This window comes from Streptomyces cathayae, assembly GCF_029760955.1.
Lineage (GTDB): Bacteria > Actinomycetota > Actinomycetes > Streptomycetales > Streptomycetaceae > Streptomyces > Streptomyces cathayae.
In genome coordinates this window covers 497,194-519,123 of record NZ_CP121682.1, presented here as the reverse complement: position 1 = coordinate 519,123, position 21,930 = coordinate 497,194, and the positions used below count along the sequence as shown (strand labels likewise).

The 21,930-nt window shown below is 68.3% G+C and carries 14 protein-coding genes and 2 pseudogenes; 6 read left to right on the top strand and 10 right to left on the bottom strand.

Features of this window, described 5'->3' with window-relative positions:
* Nucleotides 1–4: 4 nt before the first annotated feature.
* Both PYS65_RS02440 and PYS65_RS02435 read right to left on the bottom strand, forming a co-directional pair.
* The gene (locus tag PYS65_RS02440; protein WP_279332036.1) at nt 5–2,524 is read right to left on the bottom strand and encodes a molybdopterin-containing oxidoreductase family protein; all 2,520 of its coding nucleotides are present in this window, start codon (nt 2,522–2,524) and stop codon (nt 5–7) included.
* Nucleotides 2,525–2,638: 114 nt separating this feature from the next.
* A complete protein-coding gene (locus PYS65_RS02435) occupies nt 2,639–3,355 on the bottom strand; it encodes a glutamine amidotransferase-related protein (RefSeq protein ID WP_279332035.1) in 717 nt (238 codons plus the stop codon).
* A 777-nt stretch (nt 3,356–4,132) separates the two neighbouring features.
* Between PYS65_RS02435 and PYS65_RS02430 the strand changes: the two genes are divergently transcribed.
* Together PYS65_RS02430 and PYS65_RS02425 are read left to right on the top strand one after the other, a co-directional pair.
* Nucleotides 4,133–5,698, top strand: coding sequence for an MFS transporter (locus PYS65_RS02430; protein WP_279332034.1), 1,566 nt, complete (start codon nt 4,133–4,135; stop codon nt 5,696–5,698).
* Between the two features lie 111 nt (nt 5,699–5,809).
* Nucleotides 5,810–6,211, top strand: coding sequence for an ArsR/SmtB family transcription factor (locus tag PYS65_RS02425; protein ID WP_279332033.1), 402 nt, complete (start codon nt 5,810–5,812; stop codon nt 6,209–6,211).
* 91 nt (nt 6,212–6,302) lie between these two features.
* Here PYS65_RS02425 and aepY read toward each other — a convergent pair whose 3' ends face one another.
* From aepY to PYS65_RS02405, 4 genes are all read right to left on the bottom strand, one after another.
* Nucleotides 6,303–7,406 carry a phosphonopyruvate decarboxylase gene (gene aepY / locus PYS65_RS02420; RefSeq protein WP_279332032.1) on the bottom strand — a complete coding sequence of 368 codons (1,104 nt, stop codon included), beginning with the start codon at nt 7,404–7,406 and terminating at the stop codon, nt 6,303–6,305.
* Nucleotides 7,403–8,098, bottom strand: a complete 696-nt coding sequence (locus PYS65_RS02415) for a DedA family protein (RefSeq protein ID WP_279332031.1) — start codon at nt 8,096–8,098, stop codon at nt 7,403–7,405. Before PYS65_RS02415 ends, aepY begins: the two co-directional genes overlap by 4 nt.
* 83 nt (nt 8,099–8,181) lie before the next feature.
* Complete coding sequence (locus PYS65_RS02410) at nt 8,182–9,222, bottom strand: ketoacyl-ACP synthase III family protein (RefSeq protein ID WP_279332030.1); 1,041 nt, start codon at nt 9,220–9,222, stop codon at nt 8,182–8,184.
* Nucleotides 9,223–9,251: 29 nt separating this feature from the next.
* Nucleotides 9,252–16,328 (bottom strand): type I polyketide synthase, encoded by a 7,077-nt coding sequence (locus PYS65_RS02405; protein ID WP_279332029.1) that lies wholly within the window; start codon nt 16,326–16,328, stop codon nt 9,252–9,254.
* Nucleotides 16,329–16,824: 496 nt separating this feature from the next.
* On the opposite strand from PYS65_RS02405, the gene PYS65_RS02400 reads away from it, so the two are divergent.
* Complete coding sequence (locus tag PYS65_RS02400) at nt 16,825–16,998, top strand: hypothetical protein (protein WP_279332028.1); 174 nt, start codon at nt 16,825–16,827, stop codon at nt 16,996–16,998.
* A 73-nt stretch (nt 16,999–17,071) separates the two neighbouring features.
* Nucleotides 17,072–18,517 carry an NAD(P)-binding domain-containing protein gene (locus tag PYS65_RS02395; RefSeq protein ID WP_279332027.1) on the top strand — a complete coding sequence of 482 codons (1,446 nt, stop codon included), beginning with the start codon at nt 17,072–17,074 and terminating at the stop codon, nt 18,515–18,517.
* 62 nt (nt 18,518–18,579) lie between these two features.
* Here PYS65_RS02395 and PYS65_RS02390 read toward each other — a convergent pair whose 3' ends face one another.
* Nucleotides 18,580–19,365 carry an SDR family oxidoreductase gene (locus PYS65_RS02390; RefSeq protein ID WP_279332026.1) on the bottom strand — a complete coding sequence of 262 codons (786 nt, stop codon included), beginning with the start codon at nt 19,363–19,365 and terminating at the stop codon, nt 18,580–18,582.
* A 79-nt stretch (nt 19,366–19,444) separates the two neighbouring features.
* On the opposite strand from PYS65_RS02390, the gene PYS65_RS02385 reads away from it, so the two are divergent.
* Nucleotides 19,445–19,798 carry an ArsR/SmtB family transcription factor gene (locus tag PYS65_RS02385; RefSeq protein WP_279332025.1) on the top strand — a complete coding sequence of 118 codons (354 nt, stop codon included), beginning with the start codon at nt 19,445–19,447 and terminating at the stop codon, nt 19,796–19,798.
* A 112-nt stretch (nt 19,799–19,910) separates the two neighbouring features.
* Here the strand turns inward: PYS65_RS02385 and PYS65_RS02380 are convergent.
* The 3 genes and pseudogenes from PYS65_RS02380 to PYS65_RS02370 form a co-directional block, all read right to left on the bottom strand.
* A pseudogene (locus PYS65_RS02380) lies at nt 19,911–20,060 on the bottom strand (thioredoxin family protein); the annotation flags it as partial.
* A gap of 34 nt (nt 20,061–20,094) precedes the next feature.
* Nucleotides 20,095–21,059: pseudogene (locus PYS65_RS02375) on the bottom strand (NAD(P)/FAD-dependent oxidoreductase).
* A gap of 4 nt (nt 21,060–21,063) precedes the next feature.
* Entirely contained in the window at nt 21,064–21,486 is a 423-nt protein-coding gene (locus PYS65_RS02370; RefSeq protein WP_279332024.1) for an arsenate reductase ArsC, read from the bottom strand.
* A gap of 105 nt (nt 21,487–21,591) precedes the next feature.
* Here PYS65_RS02370 and PYS65_RS02365 point away from each other — a divergent pair, with 105 nt between their 5' ends.
* Nucleotides 21,592–21,900: an ArsR/SmtB family transcription factor gene (locus PYS65_RS02365; protein WP_279332023.1), complete on the top strand. Its 309-nt coding sequence runs from the start codon at nt 21,592–21,594 to the stop codon at nt 21,898–21,900.
* The last annotated feature ends 30 nt before the right edge of the window (nt 21,901–21,930 follow it).

Here is a 21,930-nt window from a genome sequence, read left to right as displayed (position 1 = left end):
TGGGTCAGGCTTTGACGACCCGGCAGGCGAAGCACTTGAAGGCCTGCTGGCCGGAGAGGTTGTCGTAGTAGCGGTCGTCGGGGAGGGTGTTGGCCGCCTCATAGCGGGGGTCGTCGAAGAGGTCGCCGACCTTCTGGGCGGGACCGAAGGTGTTGGGGACGAACACGGTGTCCGTCCTGATCCCCTCCCACAGCAGCGCGGTGCCCGTCACCGAGCCGCGCGGGCTCTCGACGCGGATGTCGTCGCCGTCGCGGATGCCGGCCCGACGGGCGGTGTCGGGGTGGATCTGGACGAAGCGGATGCCGTTGAGCTGCTTGCCGGTGGGCGTCCAGTGGGTGACCTCGGCGAAGTGCACGACGCTGGGGCGGCCGGTCATGCCCATGAGCGGGAAGTCGCGGTGCACCGCGTCACTGCCGGGCACCCCCAGGCGTACCGGGTGGGTGACGGCCTGGGGATTGATGGGATTGGTGACGAACTTGGGGCTGTAGGCCAGGGTGGGGTTCTTCCCCGTGACCTCGGGGTGCGTGTAGAAGATCGGCAGGGCGCTGTGCCCGGTGACGGTCAGCTTCTTCTCCAGCTCCGGGGTGGTGAGCTCGACCTTGCCGCTGGAGGTGAGGAAGCGTTTGCCGCGGTTGGCCGCATCCAGCGACTCCGCTGCCTCGTACCAGCTGGGGTGGTCCAGATACAGGGTGCTGACCCCGGGGTGCCCGGGTGTGGGGCATGGCCAGCGCAGCGGTTCGGTGCGTTTCTGCATCCGACTGCGGGTCATGCCGCCCATGCCGGGGGTGTGGGCGACGAAGTCGTCCCACAACTCCTTGTAGTCCATCCATCGTTCCGGGAACGCCTCGCGCCACTCGGCGGTGGGGCGGTGGGTGTCCAGCTCCGCCAGGGTGTGCGCCAGGCCGATCCAGATCTCCCAGTCCGGCCGGGACTCACCCACCCGGTCGACGACCTGCTCCTGCCAGCGGATGGCCCGGTCGTCGCGGCGCATGTAGACGCCTTCCATCTCCAGCCCGCTGCACACCGGCAGGATGATGTCGGCGTAGTACGCGGCCTCCTCCATGAACAGGCCGGTGTAGACGTAGAAGTCGAGCTGCTCGAATGCCTTCTTCACCTTGGTGGTGTTGGCGGAGGACACCAACGGATTGCCCTGCGTGATCACCGCGCGCAGCCGGTACGGCTCACCGGTCAGAATGGACTCGGCAAAGTAGTCCGGACCGACCGGCAACGCCTCGCGCCGCTCGGGAACCCCGGCCTTCAGCGGCGGCAGGTGCAGGTCGCCGGGCCAGGTGTTGTGCATGAAGTTGCAACCGCCGCCCGGTCGGCCGATGTTGCCGGTCACCGCCGCCAGGAACGTTGCGACCCGGTAGGTGTCGAACGCGCCGAGCTGGTGGGAGATGCCGGCGTTGCAGAAGATTGCCGCCGGTTTCGCCGTCGCGTACTCCTCGGCCATCTCCCGGATGGTGGCGGCCTCGAGGCCGGTCACCTTCGCTGCCCACACAGGGGTGTACCGGTGCTTCCTCAGGTGTGCGCGCAGCTCGTCGAAGCCGACCACCCACCGCTTGACGAATGCCTTGTCGTACAGGCCCTCTTCCACGATGTGGTGGAGCATGGCCAGCAGCAGCGCGAAGTCGGTGTGCGGCTTGGGCGCCACCCACCGGTCTGCCACCGCTCCGGTCGGGGTCAGACGTGGGTCGACCACGGTCAGGGTGGCCTTGGTCTTCTTGCGGCCGCGCAGCAGGTAGTCGAAGGTCACCGGATGGGTCTCGGTCTGGTTGGTGCCCAAGAACAGATAGTGGCGGGCCGAGCTCAGGTCGTCCTTGCCGGTGGCGCCGTCGATGCCGTAGCCGTTGGTGAAGTTGCCCAGGCCGAAGGTCGCTGCCAGGGCGTTGCCGCCCGCGTCGTTGCAGACCGGGCCGACATCGGTGTTGTTGGGGCTGCCCAGCATCGCGAACAGACGGGCCACCAGTGATCCGGTGCCGCGGGGCAGACGGCCTGTGGTCCGGTTGGCGATGGTGTGTGCCTGGCCGGCGTCGCGCAGGGCCAGCAGCTTCTCGGCGATGGTGCGTAGGGCCTCGTCCCAGCTGATGGCCTCGAACTTGGAGTGGGGCGATCCCTTCTCGCCGGAGACGCGACGCAGCGGCCGGGTCAATCGCTCCGTGTTGTAGACCAGCTGGGGCATCAGCTCGGCCTTGACGCACACTTGGCCCTGTTGCACGGGGTCCTTGTCCTCGCCGCGCACGGCGAGGATGCGGTCGGCCTTGAGGTCGACGTTGAGACGGCAGTTGGAGTTGCAGAACTGGCAGGCCGTGGCGACGGTCTTGTCCGGGGTCAGGGCGGCCGACTGATCGGTGAAAGCCGCTCCTGGAGCGCCGCTGGAAGCCGTACCGCCCGCCGCGGCGGGGCTGTCGGCGGCGTGCGCCGAGATCATCGGAAGCAGAGCGGGGGTGCCGAGACCGGCGCCACCGATGATGCCGCCGCGAACGAAGCCGCGCCGGGAGAGGCCGTGCTGGTCGGACTTCATGAAGAGCTGGGGATCCTTCCGCCTGGTGCGGGGACGAGGCGGGCATGGCGGTGCCCGGGCCGTGCGCGCATACGACGCACGGCCTTGTCAAAAGCCGCAGGAGTGTTGTGGTGATCAGGTCGTCGGCGTCGGTATGGCACCTGCCTTGGTGCGTACGGCCGACAGGAACGCCCTGAGGATCTTGTGCTCGGCACCCGGCGCGGAGGACAGCTCGGGCTGGAAGAGGCTGCCCATGAAGAACGGGTGCCCGGTGATCTCCAGGGCGCGGGGCGCGCCGTCGACGTCCCAGGCGTTGATCTGCAGGGTGCCCTGGTTGGCGGCGTCCATGAAGGCGTCGGTCAGCCCGTAGTCGCAGTGGAAGATCTCCTCCACCTCGGTCGTGCCGTAGACGGCGGCGAGGCGGGAGCCCTCTTTGACCTTCAGAGGGGCCCTTTCTCCGCGGAAGGAGCACTTCAGCGGGGTGACCAGGGGCATCATCTTTTCGGGATCCTCGTCCACGCCTTCCGCCTCGGGTAGGCGCAGCACGTTCTGCGCGTGCTCGATCAGGGCGCTGAAGAAGCCGCCGCAGGTGCCCAGGAACGGCAGCCGGTTCTCACGCGCGTGCCGCACGGCGATGTGCACGCCCTTCTGGTTGAAGTACGGTGCTCCGGGCACCACCCAGATGCCGTCGAAGCCCTCCAGCAAGGAGGCGTCGTGGATGTCGGTGGTCGGAACCCACTCAGTGGCCAGGTCCCATTGCTCACGCATCGCATCGATCTTCGGGTGGGACGGCTCGCCGTGGTTGCCGCGGTCGCCCACCAGGGCAAGGCGTGGCTGAGCAGAGACTGACATCGCTTTCCCTTTCAAGTATTTCAGGAAGGGTCCGGAACCAGCCGTCGCCAGTGACGGTTCCAGCCTCGTGAGCGCAGCAGGACGCGTGCCGACGCGTCATGCCACGCGTGAACCAGGTGTTGTCTGAGGTGATGTCAGGACCGTGCCGCCACGCACGGACCTCGGACATGAGATGAAGTACAGGGTCCCTATCGCCGTGCCGGCGATGGCGTGGCTGTGCGTGTTCGCTTGCCGGATGTACGCATGTGCTCCAGCCCCCCTGGCACCCCGTTGTGGGGCCCTCTGCGCAGGCCCCCGTGCTGCTTCTCGCTCAATGTATCGATGACAGTCAAAGTGTTCGAGGACTTCCTTGCCTGCGGGGGGCGTTTTGCGCCAACCCTGCGGTCCGTCCCCGGGTGTGTGCCTCCGATGGGTTTGGCGCGTTGCGGGGCGAGCTGAGCAGGGATGTTGTCATATGCGGATGGCGTGCGCGGAGAGCGTGTCATGGTGACGCCTGGGGCGGGTGAGGTAATCGACCATGTAGGTCTTACCCGGAGTACGTGCACATCATGGGAGCAATACTCCTGCTTGGAAGGGTAGTTGCGGGGGGGATTGGGCAGATGGCCGAATTCAGCGCACAAACTCGGCCGTTATCAACAGTCTTTACTGTTGATAGCAGGCAGTGCTGCTTAATGTGAGGGTGGCCGGAGGTCGGACTGCCTCACATCCCCCGCAGGCACGGTCGGCTTCCGGCAGTCCTGTCCGGGCGTCAACCTGACGCGTTTGAGGAGTACGTGAGTGAACAGCCCCGCCGGCCATCCCCGACGATGGCAGATCCTGAGCATTCTGTGCCTGAGCCTAGTCCTGATCGGCTTGGACACCCTGATCCTGAACCTTGCCCTGCCCAGCATCCAGAAGGACCTGGGCTCCACCAGCAGCCAGCTGCAGTGGATGGTCGACTCCTACGCGCTGGCGTTCGGCGGACTGTTGCTCATGGCCGGCGGTCTGTCCGACCGTTTTGGCCGCAAACGGCTGCTGTCCATCGGCCTGGCAGCCTTCGCACTGACCAGTCTGGGCGCGGCGTTCGCCTCCAACGCCGAACTGCTGATCACTTTCCGAGCTCTGATGGGTGTTTCAGCGGCGCTGATGATGCCCGCGACCCTCGCCATCATCAAGGACGTCTTCCCCCCCGAGGAGCAGGGCAAGGCGATCGGTATCTGGTCGGGCGCGGCGGCCATCGGTGTTCCGCTGGGGCCGCTGGTCAGCGGCCTGCTGCTGGAACACTTCTGGTGGGGCTCGATGTTCATCATCAACGTGCCGCTGGCTGCCATCGCTCTGATCGGCGGCGCCAAGCTGATTCCCGAGTCCAAGGCCGCGGGCCATCCCGGCCTGGACCTCGTCGGAGCTCTGCTGTCGGTGGCGGGCCTCGTAGCCATCGTCTACGGCCTGGTCGAAGCCCCGCACAACGGCTGGGGCGACATCATCACGCTCGGTTCGCTCTTCGTGGGCGTTGCTCTGATGGTCGCCTTCCTGGTGTGGGAACGACGCACCGCCCATCCGATGCTCGACGTCGGCCTGCTCCTCAACGCCCGTTACGGCGGTGGAGCCCTGGCGATCGCCTGCACCTCCTTCGGCCTCTACAGCGGCCTGTATCTGCTCACCCAGTACTTGCAGTCGGTACTCGAACTCGACCCGCTGGGCGCCGGCCTGCGCATGCTCGCCATCGGCACCATGATGATCGGCGCTCCCCTCTCCGCGAAGCTGGTGGAACGCACCGGACTGAAGGCCACGGTCGTGTTCGGCCTGCTGCTGTGTGCCGTCGGCCTGGGCATCCTGGCCGGCCTGCAGGTTGAGGACGAGGCCCAGGCGCTGTGGGGGCTGGCCGTGTTCGGCTTCGGTATGGGCATCGCCCTGCCGGCCGCCGTCGACGCCATCCTGGTGGTCTCCGCCGCCCGCCAAGCAGGCGCAGGCTCCGCTGTGGCGGACGTGGGTATGCAGGTCGGCGGCGCGCTCGGTATCGCCATCAGCGGCAGCGCGATCGCCACCCTCTACCGCGACGACCTTCCGGAGGCGGCACAACTGCCCGGTGAGGCGGGAGAGGCGGTACGCGAGTCCTTGGCGGGAGCGTCCGTCGTCGCTCAGCAGTTGGGCGGCGGTGCCGGCCGACGGGTACTGGACGCCGCCCAGCAGTCCTTTGTCAACGGGTTCGCCGCTACCTTGCTCATCGCCGTAGGTGTCGCAGTCGTCGGGGCGCTGGCCGCGGCCTTCATCCTGCCCAGAGCCCGAGTCGCCGACGGCGACGGCACCGGGCAGGCCGAAACCGCCGCTGCGCACAGCAGCGCCGACGCTCCTGCAGCCTCCTGATCATCCGGGCTCAGGACCATGCGTAGGATCGAATCCGCAGTCCGGTCCGTCCTGTCCGGCGAGGACAGGGCGGGGCCGGAGGGCGGCCCCGGCGTTGAGAGGGAGGTGGCGATGGCCCGGCCATCGAAGCTGAGGGTTGCGGTCAGTGACCCCGCCCAGTGGCTCAGCGAGCGCGAACGGGCCCAGATGCTGGCGCCCAAACTGCGGGCGCTGGCGGACGAAACCCGGCTGATGCTGATCCTGTTGATCGCGCAGCGCCCCCGGACCGTCAAGGAGTTGCAGGAGGCCACCGGTCTGAGCCAGACGCTGGTCAGCCACCATCTGGCCCCCTTGAGGGAACAGCAGCTAGTCGAGGCGATCCCCAAGGGGCGCAGCAACCAATACGTGATGTGCTGCCAGACCTTGGCCGAGCCTCTGCGCATGTTTGCCAGCCTGGCCGCGATGGACCCCGAGACAGTGGCGGCATGCCTCCAGCCGGAGGCCGACCAGCCCGCCGCAGCACAGGGAGCCTGACAGTACAGGCACGAGTCGGTGAAGGGGAGCGAGCGGTGCCCCGCGCGTTCAGCGTGGGACACCGCTCCCCTTTGCCCGGCAGGGGGTCGGGTCACTGCTGAAGGCTGTGCTGGAAGCGATCCCGTATGTCCAGTGTGCTGAGCGCGTTCGTCGCGCGCGGAGGAATCGCCCCCGTCCTCGGCAGCGTCTTCACGTTGATCAGGTGCGGTCCCGGAACGGTCTGGGCCTGTGTCATCGCGTTCCGCACCGTGTCCTCGCTGTCACAGGCGATCGCGCTCGCATAGCCGGCCGCCAGGGCCATCCCGGGGAACGAGGTGGTGGCTGAGGTGGTCGCCTGCCCTCCGGTCGACTCGTGGACCCGATTGTCGAGCACCACATGGATCAGGTTCGCAGGAGCTGCATGGCCGATCATCGACAGCGCTCCCAAATGCATCAGCAGTGCACCGTCCCCGTCCAGGATCACCACGGTCCGCTCCGGGTGCGTCAGCGCCACTCCCAGGCCCAGGGACGAGGCGTGCCCCATGGAACCCTGCATGTAAAAGTTTCCGGGAGCGTCGGCCACGGCGAAGGTGTCCCGGCCGGTGTAGCCGGTCGTGGCGATGACGGCTGCTTGAGGAGCGGCGGCAGTGACGACACGGATGGCCTCCGCAGCGGCAAGCCCCTCGGAGTACGGATCGTTGGCGGCGGTGGCCTTTCCGATGGCGCCGCGCTCCACCAGCACGAAGGGTGCGCGCTGCTCCGCCAAATCCTTTTCCGCCTGTTCGAGAACCAGGGCGAACTCGTCCGGGCCGTCCTTGGCGTACAAGGTGTAGTGAGGCGTGTGAACGCTGTCGAGCAGCCCTGGAGTGGCCGGGCCCATCACCGCGTGCTGGGGCTCGTCGGTGGCCGGGTCGGGCCAGCCGCGCAGGCTGGTGAAGGTCAGGAGCGGCAACTGGTAGGTCATCACCAGCGAGGTGAGCGGGTTGATGAGGTTGCCCAGGCCGGAGTTCTGCAGCATGACGTAGGCGCGTCGCCCACCCAGCGCGGCGCCCGCGGCCACGGACAGGGCGCTGCCTTCGTTCGGGGCGGGTACGTAGCGGCCGGGCTGGGTGCTCAGATGGGCGATCGGACCGCCGAAGTGGGAACAGGGCACACCGCTGGCGAATGAGAAGCCGCGGTCGGCGAGGAGATCACAGAAGTCCTGGGCCGAAATCATGAGTGGGGCAGCTCCGTTTCAGTGGTAGCGGACGGTGAGGTGGGCAGCACGGGGGCGGCGGCCTTGCTTCCGCGCACCCGGCGTCGCATCCGGATGCCTTCGATGATGATCGGGATGCCCGAAACCAACACAATGCCGATCACGATGGCTTCGATGTTGTCGCGGACGAAGGCGACTTGGCCCAGGTAGTAGCCGACGAGCGTGAGGCTGACCGACCACAGCACCGCACCGACCACGTTGAACAAGAAGAACGTGCGGTACGGCATGCGTCCCACACCGGCGGTGATGGGAATGAAGGTGCGGAAGACGGGGATGAAGCGGGCCATCACCAGTGCTTTGGGGCCGTGTTTGAGCATGAACTCCTGGGCGCGCTCGGCGTTCTCCTGCTTGAAGAAACGCGAGTTGGGCCGCCGGAACAGGGCTGGTCCCACTCTGCGGCCGAAGGCGTAGCCGAACTGGTCGCCCAGCACGGCGGCGACAATGATGGCGAGCATGACCAGCCACAGGGGCTGGTGCAGGATCTGATCGTTGGCCACCAGCAGGCCCGCGGTGAACAGCAGCGAGTCACCTGGCAGGAAGAAACAGACGATCAGCCCGGACTCGGCGAACACGGTGGCCATGATGCCCAGCAGGCCGAAGGCGGATATCAGCGCTTCGGCATCGAGCAGTGGTGAGGATGCGAGATACGACATCGGTGTTGACCCCCTGATGTCAAATGGTGGGGCGGACAGCACACACACCGGCCCTCCGCGGAGGGCCGGTGTGCGGCGCGGCGTTACTGGGCGGCCCAGGTGGGCCGCTGGTCGATACGGACGACGGCGCAGGTGATGGACACCCCGCCACCGTGCGCCACGATCAGAACGTGGTCGCCGGGACCGACCTGACCGGTCTCGACCAGGTGGGTGAGACCGACGATCTGATCGTTGACGGTCAGATGGCCCAGATTGCGACCGAAGTCGAGCAGGCCCTGGTCAGGGGAGAGCCCCATCGGGTCGAGGATGACCTTCAGGTAGCTCTCCTGGCCGGTGAACACGTGGCAGACCCGAGTGACATCGCCCGGCTCCAGGCCGGCCTCGGCCAGGGTGCGCAACGCTATTTCGGTGCGCAACTCTCCTTGACGGCGCACGACTTCAGCGACCGTCTCTTCGAGCCCACCAGTGGCGGCGAGTCGCTCCTTGAAGTCGATCCCGCGGCCGAGCGTCAGCGACGGCGGGAAGAGCGGCTCATTGCCCCGGTACTGTTCCTCTACCTCCGCGGTGGAGCCGGTGTTGATCGACAGCAGGCTCGCGAATCCCTCGGTCTTCGACAGCAGCACAGCGCTGCCGGCATCACCCACGACGCCGTTCTGAATGCCGAACGCCCACCGGTTGAAGTGCGGAGTGCCGACGTTGTCCGCACCGGTCAGCAGCGCAGCGGTGCGCTCGGGAACGGCCTTGAGGTAGCAGGCGGCCAGTTCCAGCGAGCCGATCAGACCGCTGCAGGCCTGCCAGACGCGGAAGGAGGGCACGTCGCGATCGGTGAGGTGCCGCAGGATGTAGTGCTGCGGCGACCATCCCTCGGGACCCTGTTCATGGCCGCACGCGTGAATGTGCATGTCGATGTCGTGCGGGTGCAGTTCGGAGCGCTCCAGCGCTTGCCGGGCCGCTGCGATTGCCATGTCGGGGGCGGGCATGTCGTCGGCGACGGCGGCGCCGGTCCAGCCGTAGAACTCGTAGTCGTCGGCGTCGTACAGGCCAAGTGCCACTGCCTTGCGGGCGTCGACGATGTCCGGGATGTAGGTGCCGAGCCCGGCGATGCGGATGTCGGTGGTCTTCATGGGCAGAGAGGTCCTCGTCACTCGCTCGGTCAGGCCGAGGCGTTGGTGGAGTTCAGTTCGGTGGCCAGGGCCTGGGCGACGGTGGTGATGGTGCCGTCCTTGAGGAGTTGCACCATGGGCAGCTTGACCTGGTAGCGGCGTTCGATGCGGTTGCGCAGTTCCACGGCCATGAGGGAGTCCATGCCGAGCCGGTTGAGCGGCCGGTTGACGTTGACGCGTTCCGCGCGCAGGCCCATGACCACGGAGACCTCCTGCTTGAGGAAGTCCAGCAGCTCCCCGGCCGGCGCCCCATCTGCGGTGCCGGCTTCCGGCCGGTCGGTCGGACGGACGGGCTGCGCACTTTCCTCGACCGCCTCGGTGCCGGATGCCACGGCCACCCGTGTGGTAGTGCCCTCGTCAGGGCTACTGACTGCTGCGGCGGATTCAGATGCGGTGTTCGACGGGGCGGTGTCCGCGTTCCCGGTCGGGGCGAGTTCGGTGGCCAGGGCCTGGGCGACGGTGGTGATGGTGCCGTCCTTGAGGAGTTGCACCATGGGCAGCTTGACCTGGTAGCGGCGTTCGATGCGGTTGCGCAGTTCCACGGCCATGAGGGAGTCCATGCCGAGCCGGTTGAGCGGCCGGTTGACGTTGACGCGTTCCGCGCGCAGGCCCATGACCACGGAGACCTCCTGCTTGAGGAAGTCCAGCAGCTCCCCGGCCGGCGCTACGGGAGTCGTCGCAGGCCGCGATGCCGTCTCGGCGACGGACGCAGGCGGTGCAGGCACTGCAACGGGGGAGGGGGAGGGAGCCAACGCGGTGGGCTGCTGAGACTCGGCGGGGCCGACAGTGGTCGGTGCGGCAGGCGGGGTCACCCGCTCACCGGATTCCGCTGCATGTTCGTTGTCGGTTCGCGTGCCCCTGATGAGGTGCTTCAGCAGCGGCGCGGCCGCGGCAGACGGATAGGCGCGCGCCCATGCGGACCAGTCTGCCGGCAGTACCGCGGTGTGTACCCGGCCCTCGGCAAGAATCCTTCCGAGCAGCGCCAGTCCGTCGTCGGGGCTGAAGGAGCGCATGCCCTGCGGGAGCAGGGTGCGCTCCTCCCGCTGTTCCGTGCGAGCCACCATGCCGACGCTGTTCCAGAAGCCCCAGTTGACGACGGCGGCCGGCATCCCGTGGGCGTGCCGGTAGTGCGCCAGGGCGTCGAGGAAGTTGTTGCCGGCCGCGTACCCGCCGAGCATCGGTGAGTTGAGCAGGGCAGAACCGGAGGAGAACAGCACGAAGGCGTCCACCGGTTCCTCGTTCAGCAGACGGTGCAGATTCCACGCGCCGGAGACCTTGGCAGCCAGTACCCGGTCGAGTTCGGTACCGGTCATCTCGCTGAGCGGGGTGTAGTCGATGACGCCGGCCGCGTGGAAGACACCACGGATGGGTGGCATCCCCGTTCGGCGGCGGGACGCGAGCAGCCCTTCCATGGCCTCGGCGTCGGCGACGTCGACGGCTTCGTAGGTCACGTTCACACCACGAGCGCTCAGCTGCCTCAGCACGGCGACCGCTGCTGCCTGGGGGTGGTTCTCCGCCAAGGGCAGGTCCAAACGGGGCATCGGGCTTCGGCCGGTGAGCAGCAGGTGCCGGGCCCCCTGATCGGCCAGCCACAGCGCCAGGCGGCCGCCGATGCCGCCTGCCCCGCCCGTGACCAGGTAAGTGCCGTCAGCGTGGATGGCAACGGGGCGGGTCCGTGCCCCACGCGCCGTGCTGGTGGTCGTCTCCCCGAACGACAGAACGATCTTTCCCGTGTGGCGGGACTGAGCCATCAGCCGGAAGGCGTCCGCGGCCTTCTCGACCGGGTACACCGTGTGCGGCAGCGCCTCGACGACGCCCTGGTCGGCCAGGGCGGTGGCCTCCCGCAGCATCCGGCCGGCCCGTTCGGGTGCGTGCTGGACCATGTGGACGACGTCGATGGCATGGAAGGAGAGGTTGCGGGCGAACGCTCCCAGCGACAGATGGTTGTCGTCGAGGATGTCGCGTTTGCTCAGCTCGAGGTAGTGCCCGTAAGGGGCCATGAGCGACAGGTTCGCTTCGATGGCATCGCCGGTCAGGGTGTTGCAGATGACGTCGAATCCCTCCTCGCCGATGGCCCGCCTGAAGACGTCGACGAAGGCCAGGCTGCGGGAGTCGGCCACCTGTTCCACACCGAGCTTCTGCAGCAGTTCACGCTTGGCCTCGTTCCCGGCGGTGGCGAAGACGCGGGCTCCCTTCCAGCGGGCGATGCTCAGCACTGCTCGCCCGGTGCCGCCTGTGGCGGAGTGAATGAGAACCTTCTGACCGCGCTCGAGGCGGGCCAGGCCGTTCAGGGCGTGGTGCGCGGTCAGGTAGGCCGCGGGCAGGGTCGCGGCCTCGGCTGCGGTCAGCCGCGTCGGCTTCGGCGCGGTCAGGCAGCTGCGGGTGATGGCCTCATGCGCCAGTGCACCTTCGGCGATGGCGACGACCTCGTCGCCCACGGCGACATCGGTGACGGCGCTGCCCACCTCGGTGACCGTGCCGACGCACTCCCAGCCCAGCACCGGCGGCCGGTTGTCCTGACCGGGGTACATGCCCAGGCTCATCAGCACATCGCGGTAGTTGACACCGGCGTGACTGACCTGGATGCGGACCTCGTCGGCGGCCACAGCGCGCGGCGGGAGCTCGGACAGCTGCAGGTCGTCCAGAACGCCGGGTGCCGGCAGTGACAGCGCACGCGGTACGGCACCACAGTCGGCAGCCGGGCGCAGCCGAACAGCAAGGCGCCGGCCTTCGCGCAGAGCGACCTGGTCCTCGTCATCGGCTCGCTGCAGTACATCGGCCAGGGCCGGAATGCTGGCAGCGGACCGGTCGAGGTCGACCAGACGGGGCGACAACGAGGGAGCCTCGGCGGCCAGGGTGCGCCCCAGACCCCACAGCACCGCCTGGAAGGGATGGCGCACCTGCTCTCCGGTGCCGGTGGCCTGGGCGAGCTGGGTGACCAGCCACAGCGGTGGGTTCCCGAGAGAGTGATGCTCCAGCGCCCGGGTCAGATGCAGGACGCTGCGGGCGGACAGGAGCTGGGCACGACGGATCTCGGTGGGTGTGGCGTCCAGGCCGACCCGGGCATCCAGGGCCCACAGGTGGATGATGCCGCGGCAGGTGCCGTCGCGGGCGATGTCACCCAGAACCTCGCGGTAGTGCTCTTCCTTCGACGGGTCGATGCGGTAGCGGTCGCCGGCTCCGGCCATGCGGCCCGCACCGGCGGTGACGACGACCACGCGCTGTCCACGGCTGGTCAGTTCCCGTACCAACGCGCGGCTGGTGGAACCGCTGTCGCTCAGGACGAACCAGAAGCCGTTCCCCGCGGATGCGGCTGAGGTGTCGGCGAGAAGGGCCGCCTCTTCCCACATGAGGGCATGCAGCCAGGTGTCGGGACCGCTGCCGACCGTGGGGGCGGAGGGTGTGCTGATTGCTGTCACGGGTTCCTCGTGGTGGGGATGCAACAGAGCGGGGGAGCGGCCGGCCAGGTACTGCAGGCGCAAGCCGCGTATCTGCGCGACCAGGTGACCGTCGTCGTCACGGATGTCGATGTCGGCGACGAAGGAGTCCTCGCGGGGAGAAGAAAGCAGCCGGGCGTGGCTGAACATGGAGACTGACGCCCGCTGGTAGAAGCGGACTTCGTCGATGCCGCCGAGGACGAAGACACCGTCCTCACCGGGGACGGTCAGCGGCCGTGCGGCGGCCATGGAGTGGCCACTGGCGTCCAGCAGTGCCGGATGGAAGTGGTGACGGGCGAGGCCCTCGACGAGGGAGGAGGGGCAGGAGAGGAGGGCGAGAACTTCGCCGTCAGCACGCCACAGCTCTGCGACGCCCTGGAAGGATCCGTTCCATTGATTGCCGCGCTCGGCGTTCCACGCGTAGAAGTCGGCCGCGGCCTGATGCTGCGGCAGACGGGCGCGGATCGCCTCGAGCGATTCGGACGGCTCCGGTGCGCCCTCGGCCAGAGCACGGACGCGGGCTTCGGTGTGCAGGGTCCAGTCACCCGTGTCGGGGTCCTGGCTGTCGATGCGGAAGTGCAGTGAGCCGTCCGGGCGCGGGTCGGCCGTGACCCTGACCTCCGGGGCGGGGCCGCCCTCGTCCAGGAACAGTGCTCGGTGGTAGTGAACGTCGGACACTGACAGGGCGTCGGACCTCAGCATGGTGCGGGCCGCCGCGGAGACGAGCTCGAGATGGGCGGTGCCCGGCAGGATGATCGTGTCCTGGATGCGGTGGTCGCGCAGGTAGGCGTTGTCCGCCAGGGCCAGCGGTCCCTGCCATACGCGGCTGGTCCCCTCGGCGGGCTGCGGTCGCCCCAGCAGCGGGTGCGGGGGCTGCTCCGCTGCTCCCTCCGTGGTCGCCGCGGCTGAGGAGGGCGCGGCAGCAGGTGTCGCGGGGGCAGGGGTGCTGCTGATCCAGTGACGGGTGCGCTGCCAGGGGTAGGAGGGCAGTGACACGTAGCGTCCGCCCTCGGTCAGCCGGTCGAAGTCGAGCGGAGTGCCGACGGTGTGCAGGGTGGCTGCGGAGGTGAGCAGGCAGGCGCGTTCGCCGGTGTGGCGGCGCAGGCTGCTGACCGCGGTGGTGTCGGCTCCGGTGTGCAGGCGGCTGGTCTCGCGGATTCCTGTCACGAGCAGAGGATGGGGACTGACTTCGATGAACACGGTGTCACCGAGGTCGAGCTGGCCCCGCACGGCGCCGACGAAGTCGACCGGCTGGCGGATGTTGCGCACCCAGTAGTCGGCGTCCATGCCGGAGCCGTCGATCGCCTCGTTCAGCAGGGTGGAGTGCAGCGGGACGCGGCCCGGGCGGGGGGTGAGATGGGACAGCTCGGCGAGCAGATCGTCACGCAGAGCGTCCATTTGCGGACAGTGCGAGGCGAAGTCGACATTGACCCGCCGGTTGTCCACGCCGCTGGCGTCGAGAGCGGCCAGCACCCGGGTGAGGGCATCACCGTCCCCGGACAGCAGAGTGGAGGTGGGACTGTTGATGGCTGCCACGGCGACCTCGTCCTCGAAGCCGACCAGCGCGGCCGTGGCCTCTTCGGCGGGCAGCGCCACCCAGGCCATGGTCCCGCGGCCGGACAGACGCTTGGCCAGTCGGCTGCGACGGCAGATGACGGCGGCGGCATCCGGCAGGGACAACGCCCCCGAGATGTAGGCGGCGGCGGATTCGCCCATGCTGTGGCCGATGACCGCATCCGGCTCGACACCCCAGGATCGCCACAGCTCAGCCAACGCGATCTCCATGGACCACAAGGTGGGCTGGATGACGTCGAGTTGCTTCAGGCGCTCCTCGTCGGCCGAGCGCAGCAGTTCGATGACCGACCAGCCGGTCTCGGCTTTGACGGCCTCGTCGCAGGCCTCCATAGTCCGGGTGAACACCGGCTCGGTATCCAGGAGTTCGCGTCCCATCCCCGGCCACTGCGAGCCCTGGCCCGGGAAGACGAAGACGATCCGGGGACGGGCACCGGGATCGGTGTAGTCGCTGAAGGACAGGCCGGGTTCGTCCTCACCCTCGGCGAAGCCGCGTAGCGCGGCGGCTGCCTCCGCGTGACTGTCGGCGGGCAGTGCCAGCCGGGCGTCATGGGTGGTGCGGCGCCGCGCCGCGGAGTAGCAGATGTCGCGCAGGGAGTGCCGGGTGCCGGGTCCGCCGAGATGGTCGGCCATGCGGCGGGCAGCTTCGGTGAGGCCCTCTGGGCTCAGGGCGGACAACACCAGCAGCTCGCTCCGCTCGTCCGGCTCTTCGCCGTCCGTTTCGGTTGCGGCCGGTTCGGGGGCGGCTTCGAGGACGAGGTGGGCGTTGGTACCGGAGAAGCCGAAGCTGCTGACCCCGGCGATGGCGGGTCGGCCCCGTTCGGGTATCGGAGTGGCCTGAGTGGGAACGATCAACGGCTGGTTGTCCCAGTCGACGGCCGGGTTCGGGTTCTTCAGGTGCAGGTTGGGCGGAACGGTCTTGTTCTCCAGGCACAGGACGGCCTTGATGAGCCCGGCGATGCCGGCGGCCGCCTCGGCGTGGCCGATGTTGGTCTTCACCGAGCCGACCAGACAACGCCGGTCCGCGGCACGGGGCCCGACGATGTCGGCCAGGGCCTCGAGCTCGACCGGGTCACCCACGCTGGTTCCGGTGCCGTGGGCTTCGATGTAGTCGATGTCGGCCGGATCGATGCCGGCGTTGGCGTAAGCGCGGCGCAGCACGTCGCGCTGGCCTTCGACGGCGGGGGTGACCAGATAACCGCTGCTCTGGCCGTCGTTGCCGACGGCGGAGCCGCGGATGACGGCACGGACGCGGTCGCCGTCGGCGAGAGCGGCGGACAGCGGTTTGAGAATGACCGCCCCGATGCCGTCGCTCCGGACGAAGCCGTCACCGGAGGCGTCGGCGAACTTGCAGCGGCCGTCGGAGGCGAGCATGCCGGCGCCGGAGTAGACGACGCCCTCTTCCGGCAGCAGGACGATGTTGACGCCGCCGGCGATCGCCAGAGGGCATTCGCCCAGCCGGATGGCCTGGACGGCGTTGTGGACGGCGACCAGTGCGGAGGAGCACGCGGTGTCGACGGTGAAGCTGGGACCGCGCAGATCGAAGGCGTAGGACAGGCGGCCGGAGGTGATGGCACGCGATGCTGCGCCGGTCATGGCGTACAGGTCCAGCTGGTCGCGGTCCTCGTACTGCAGGTGCCAGTAGTCCCCGCCGAGCTGTCCGATGAACACACCTGTGTCGGTGCCCGCGATGCGCGGCAGGGGCTGTCCCGCGTCCTCGAGGGCCTCGTAGGCGACCTCCAGCAGCAGGCGCTGCTGGGGGTCCATGCGGTCGGCTTCCCGGGGGGAGATGCCGAAGAACTCCGCGTCGAAGGCGTCGATGTCGCGCAGCAGGCCGCCCCACCGGCTCACGGTGCGGCCGGGGGTGCGGGGCGTGGAGTCGTAGACGGCGTCGACGTCGTAGCGCTCGGGCGGGATGTCCGTGATCGCGTCGCGGCCCTGAAGCAGCATCTCCCAGAGTTCTTCAGGGCTGGTGGCGTCGGCGAAGTGTCCCGCCATGCCGATGATGGCGATCGGTTCGCTGACGGGATCAGCCGCGGGTGTCGGGTCGTGAGGCATGGATGTCCTTCCGGGCATGGCGTAGCCGTTCACTGGTGAAGCAGCACGGAAGGAGCCGCGGTGTGCACGCGGCGGACCGGCAGCAGCCGGCCCGGTGGCGGGCGTACGCACCGAGGGACGCATGAATATGGAGGGGGAGGGACCGGAGCCACTGTGAACGGTGTGAGGCGTGGCGAGCGCGTCGTTCCGTTCACAGGCCGGACGTGGCTGTCGGCACAGCCACCGATCCCCATGTCGCTACGGCGCCGGTTGAACGCCCCGCACCGAATACCCCCGCTGTTTCGACATGTATCGAGATTGGCTCGCCACGGGCTTCCATGCAACGCGGCGCAGGGTGATGCTCATCACATTCAGTGATCCCTTGGTTCGAGGTTGACATTCATCGAATCAGGGGCAACTCTGGAAGCTTGATTCGTTGTTTATCTATATAGGTGGTCGTGGTGAGAGCCCTTCCACGGCCGTTCGGACACGCCGCGACAGGAGCCGATCAGATCCGATGAGCGATTCCGCCGCTCCTCCCTCGGAAGACACCGAGCAGGCCGCAAGTGCCTGCTGTGCCGCGATCGCCGAATTACAGCGCCGGGCGCAGCAGGGTGTGGCCCAGCGCGTGCAGACCGACACCGGCGAACCCCTCGCCTCGCTGTCGACCGAACCTGTGCACGACGCCTGACCGACCGCCCAGCCCTTTCGTGAAAGGACACCGCACTGTGGTTGCCCCCAACCCTGACCGCCTTCCCGTTGCCGTGATCGGAGCCGGACCCGTCGGTCTGGCCGCCGCCGCGCACTTGGCCGAACGCAGCGTCCCCTTCGTCGTCGTGGAAGTCGGTGACGTCCCAGCAGCAGCCGTGCGGGCCTGGTCCCACATCCAGATCTTCAGCCCGTGGGAGTACAACACCGATCCCGCCGCCCGACGCCTGCTCGCGGCGGCCGGATGGGAAGAGCCCGACCCGTCCGCCCTGCCCACCGGTGGCGACCTCGTCAAGCAGTACCTGCAGCCGTTGGCCGAACTGCCGACTCTGGCGCCCCACATCCGTTACGGCGCCGCGGTCACCGCCATCAGCCGCCTCGACGTCGACCGGCTGCGCACCGCCGACCGCGAGAAGACTCCCTTCGTCCTGCGCCTGTCCAACGGCGAGGAACTGCTCGCCCGCGCCGTCATCGATGCCTCCGGTACCTGGCGCCAGCCCAGTCCGGTCGGTGCCAACGGGCTGCCGGCCCACGGCGAAGCGGAAGCCGCGGCCTGGATCAACCACGGTCTGCCGGACGTCTTGGGTGACGACCGCGCACGGCATGCCGGTCGTCACACCGTCGTCGTCGGAGCTGGACATTCAGCCGCCAACACCTTGCTGGCCCTGGCCGAACTGGTCGACGCCGAACCGGGAACCACCATCACGTGGGCCATCCGGGCCGCTGACCCGGCTGCTTCCTTCGGCGGCGGCAGCGACGACGAACTGCCCGCCCGCGGCGCGTTGGGCTCCGGCCTGAAGATGCTCGTCAACACGGGCCGAGTCACCCTCGCCGCGAACTTCCGCACTCACACCGTCCGTTGCCTCGGCGACGACCCGACCCGGGATCAGGTCGAACTCGTCTCCCGCGGCCCCGATGGCAGCGAGCAGACCATCACCGCCGACCGGATCGTGGCCGCCACCGGCTTCCGCCCGGACCTTGGCATCACCAGCGAACTGCGCCTGGAGCTGGACCCGATCATGTCCGCGCCCCGTGCGTTGGCTCCGCTGATCGACCCCAACCAGCACTCCTGCGGCACCGTCACTCCGCACGGCTACCGCGAACTGGCCCATCCCGAACCGGGCTACTTCACCGTCGGTATGAAGAGTTACGGCCGCGCGCCGACCTTCCTCATGCTCACCGGTTACGAACAGGTCCGCTCCATCGCAGCCGCCCTGGCCGGCGACATGGAGGCCGCCCAGTCGATCGAACTGCAGCTGCCGGAGACCGGGGTCTGCTCGGTGACCGCCGGCGGCGAGGCCATCGCGCAACGGCTGGGACTGAGCAAGGAACAGCATGAGCAGCTGCTGCACGCCACCGCGAAGCATCTGGGCACCTCGTCCAGTGCCGCGGACGCCGTCCTCGCGGCCGCCACGGAGCTCGGCATCGATCACACCGCCGCCCTTCAGCTGGCCGCTTACGCCGCCGAACAGTTCGACGTGCCCGGCGCCCCCGGCTGCTGAACCGCGACTGCCTCTCTCCCCGGCTCAGGGCCGGGGAGAGAGGTGGCGTCGCGTCCAGTGACTCAAGCCGTTCGATGCACCTTGTGCTGAGCCGCCTGTGCCCTCGGCCGCACCACGAGCAGGTCAACGTTGACGTGCGAGGGCCGGGTCACCGCCCACGTCACCACGTCCGCGACGTCCTCGGCCACCAGCGGGCGGGGGACGCCGTCGTAGACGGCATCGGCCTTCTCCAGATCCCCGCGGTAGCGGTTGAGGGAGAACTCCTCGGTGTGAACCATCCCGGGCGCAATCTCGATCACGCGCAGCGGCTCCCCGCACACCTCAAGGCGCAGTGTCTCGGCCAGCACGTGAGCGCCGTGCTTGGCCGCGCTGTAGCCGCCCCCGCCTTCGTAGCAGGTGAACGAGGCGGTGGAGGAGAGGACGACCACGACGCCGTCCCCCGAGGCCCTGAGCCGGGGCAGCAGTGCCTGCGTCATGTGCAGCGCACCGATCACGTTCACTTCGTACATCGACCGCCAGTCGCCGGGATCGGCGTTCTCGACGTACTCGGTTCCGTACGCCCCTCCGGCGTTGTTGACCAGTACGTCACACGCCGGCAGCTGGTCGGCGAAGGCCGAGACGGCCGCCTTGTCGGTCACGTCCAGCGGGAACACCCGGGCTGTTCCGCCCTGGCCCTGGATCTCTTTGGCGACTGCCTCCAGCCGGTCGACTCGCCGCGCGGTCAGTGTGACATGGAAGCCCTCTTGTGCGAGTGCCCGCGCGGTCGCCGCGCCGATACCGCTGCTGGCCCCGGTGACAACGGCCGTCTTCACGGCCCTCGTCGTGTCGGCATGATGCGTGTCGGTCACGCTTCCCCCAGCCATTGATTAGATGAGTGTCTAATCAATGGATCTTGGCAGGAGCTGAAACAAGTGTCAACATAGATGCATGTCGAAGCTAGCGCAGTCGGTGACAGGTGCCTCCGCCCCGCCGTGCTGCCCCTCCCTCACGGAGAGGGAACTCACCGAAGAAGAAGCCGAGATCACGGCCGCCATGTTCAAGGCGCTGGGGGATCCGGTGAGGCTGCGCCTTTTCTCCAAGGTCGCATCTCACCCCGACAGGGAAGCCTGTGTGTGCGACATCGCCGATGTCGGCGTCTCCCAACCCACGGTCAGCCACCATTTGAAGAAGCTCCGCGAAGCGGGCCTGCTGCTGTCCGAGCGGCGCGGAACCTGGGTCTACTACCGAGTCGCGCCCGCTGTCCTCGCCGCGCTGTCCGGCTTTCTCGCCACACACGACTGATTGGGCTCCTCGCGTGCCGCGCTGCCCAGCCCGGCCGGGCAGTGCGGCGCTTTTGCCGTGCTTGGACCTTCTCCGGTGCTTGGGTGGGCGGTGAGTACGCCATGAAGGCGGGGTCGTTGTCTGCTGCCGCTTCCGGGAAAAGGCAGGGGGTGATCTGACGGCACGGGCCGCGCCGTGCCGCCCAGAAGTCGACAAGCACGGGCCAGTCACTCTTGAGGATGTCCTGTTCGAAGGAGTCGTCGGTGAGGTTCTTGAGGGCCACGGTGAATTCCTCGTTCGCGATGAGGCGGACGACGTCAGACGGTGACGGTCGTCACGGGCGCTGCTCGTGCCTCTCCGAGGGCTGCCAGGTAGTGCTCGGCGTCCAGCGCGGCGGCGCAGGCCAGGCCCGGCCGCAATGATCGCCTGTTGGTAGGTGTGGTCCACGACGTCGCCGCCTCCGAAGACGCCGGGGACGTTCGTGAGGGTCGAGGGTGACCGGGCCTTCAGATAGCCCTCGGAATCCAGCTTCAGCTGGCCCTTGAACAACTCGGTGCGCGGGTCGTGGCCGATCGCGATGAACAAGCTGGTCGCAGCCAGTTTGCGTGTCCTGCCGGTGAGCGTGTCGCGCAGGGTGAGGCCGGACCACATGCCGTCCCCCTCGTGGAGTTCGGCGACCTCGCTGTCGAAGGCGAAGGAGATCTTGTCGTCGGAGGACGCCCGGTCCTGCATGACCTTCGAGGCCCGCAGGGTGGAGCGGCAGTGGACGACGGTGACCGACTTCGCGAGGGGGTGAGGAAGGTGGCCTCCTCCATGGCGGTGTCGCCGCCGCCGATGACGACGATGTCCCGATCCCGGAAGAAGAGCCCGTCACAGGTCGCGTACCAGGACACGCCCCGGCCGGACAGCTCCTCCTCGCGGGGCAGGCCGAGCTTGTGGTAACCGGAGCAGGTCGCGAGGATCACCTTCCTCGCGCGGTGCACGGTGCCGACGGATTCGGTGAGCAACTTGATGTCACCGGCCAGGCCGACGGAGACGATGTCGTCGTCGATTGCCTTGGCACCGAACTTCTTGGCCTGGACCCGCATGTTCTCCATCAGTACCGGCCCGTCGACGCCCTCGGGGGGAAGCCGGGGAAGTTCCCCACCCCGGTCGTGGTCGTCAGGGAGTTGCCGACGAAGATGGAGCTGCCGAGCAGCAGGAGCCTGGGCTGGGCGCGGGCGGTGTAGAGGGTGGCGGTGTATCCGGCGGGGCCGGAGCCGATGATGGCGACGTCGCGTATGTCGCTACGCCGTGGCCTCCGGCTTCTCGGGGGCGATCTCGGCGATCAGGCCCTCGACCAGGGTTTTGATCTCGTCGCGGATCGGGCGGACGGCCTCGACGCCCTGGCCGGCCGGGTCGTCCAGTTGCCAGTCCAGGTATCGCTTGCCGGGGAAGACCGGGCAGGTGTCGCCGCAGCCCATGGTGATGCAGACGTCGGACTCCTTGACCGCGTCGACGGTGAGGATCTTCGGGGTCTCGGCGGAGATGTCGATGCCGACCTCCGCCATGGCCTCGACGGCGGCCGGGTTGACGTGCTCGCCCGGGTTGGAGCCGGCGGAGCGGACCTCGATGCGGCCCCCGGCCAGGTGGCTCAGCCACGCTGCGGCCATCTGGGAACGGCCGGCGTTGTGGACGCAGACGAAGAGGACGGAGGGCTTGTCGGACATCAGAGGTCTCTCTTGTCTCGCAACAGGGACGGGCACGGATCACAACAGATGGACCACAACAGCACCCGGTGGTGTCAGTCACCGCTGATGTGAGAGTATCAGCGCATGCTGACGTCAGTCGACACTGATCTGATTCGGGTTCTGGCCGACCCGCTCAGGCTCCAGATCGTGACCCTGCTCGCCCAAGAGACGCTGTGCACCACCCACCTGGTGGAGGAGACCGGTGCCAAGCAGACCAACCTCTCCAACCATTTGAGAGTGCTGCGCGAGGCCGGGGTCGTGGAGACGGAGCCGTGCGGCCGGTTCACCTACTACAAGCTGCGCGCGGACGTCATCGCCTCCCTCGCGGGCCAGTTCGCCGAGCTGGCCGAGTCCGCCCGCACGGCCGCCGACAACAAGCGGTCCTGCCCCTGATCCCTCGCCTCCCCGGCGACTGCACCAAGG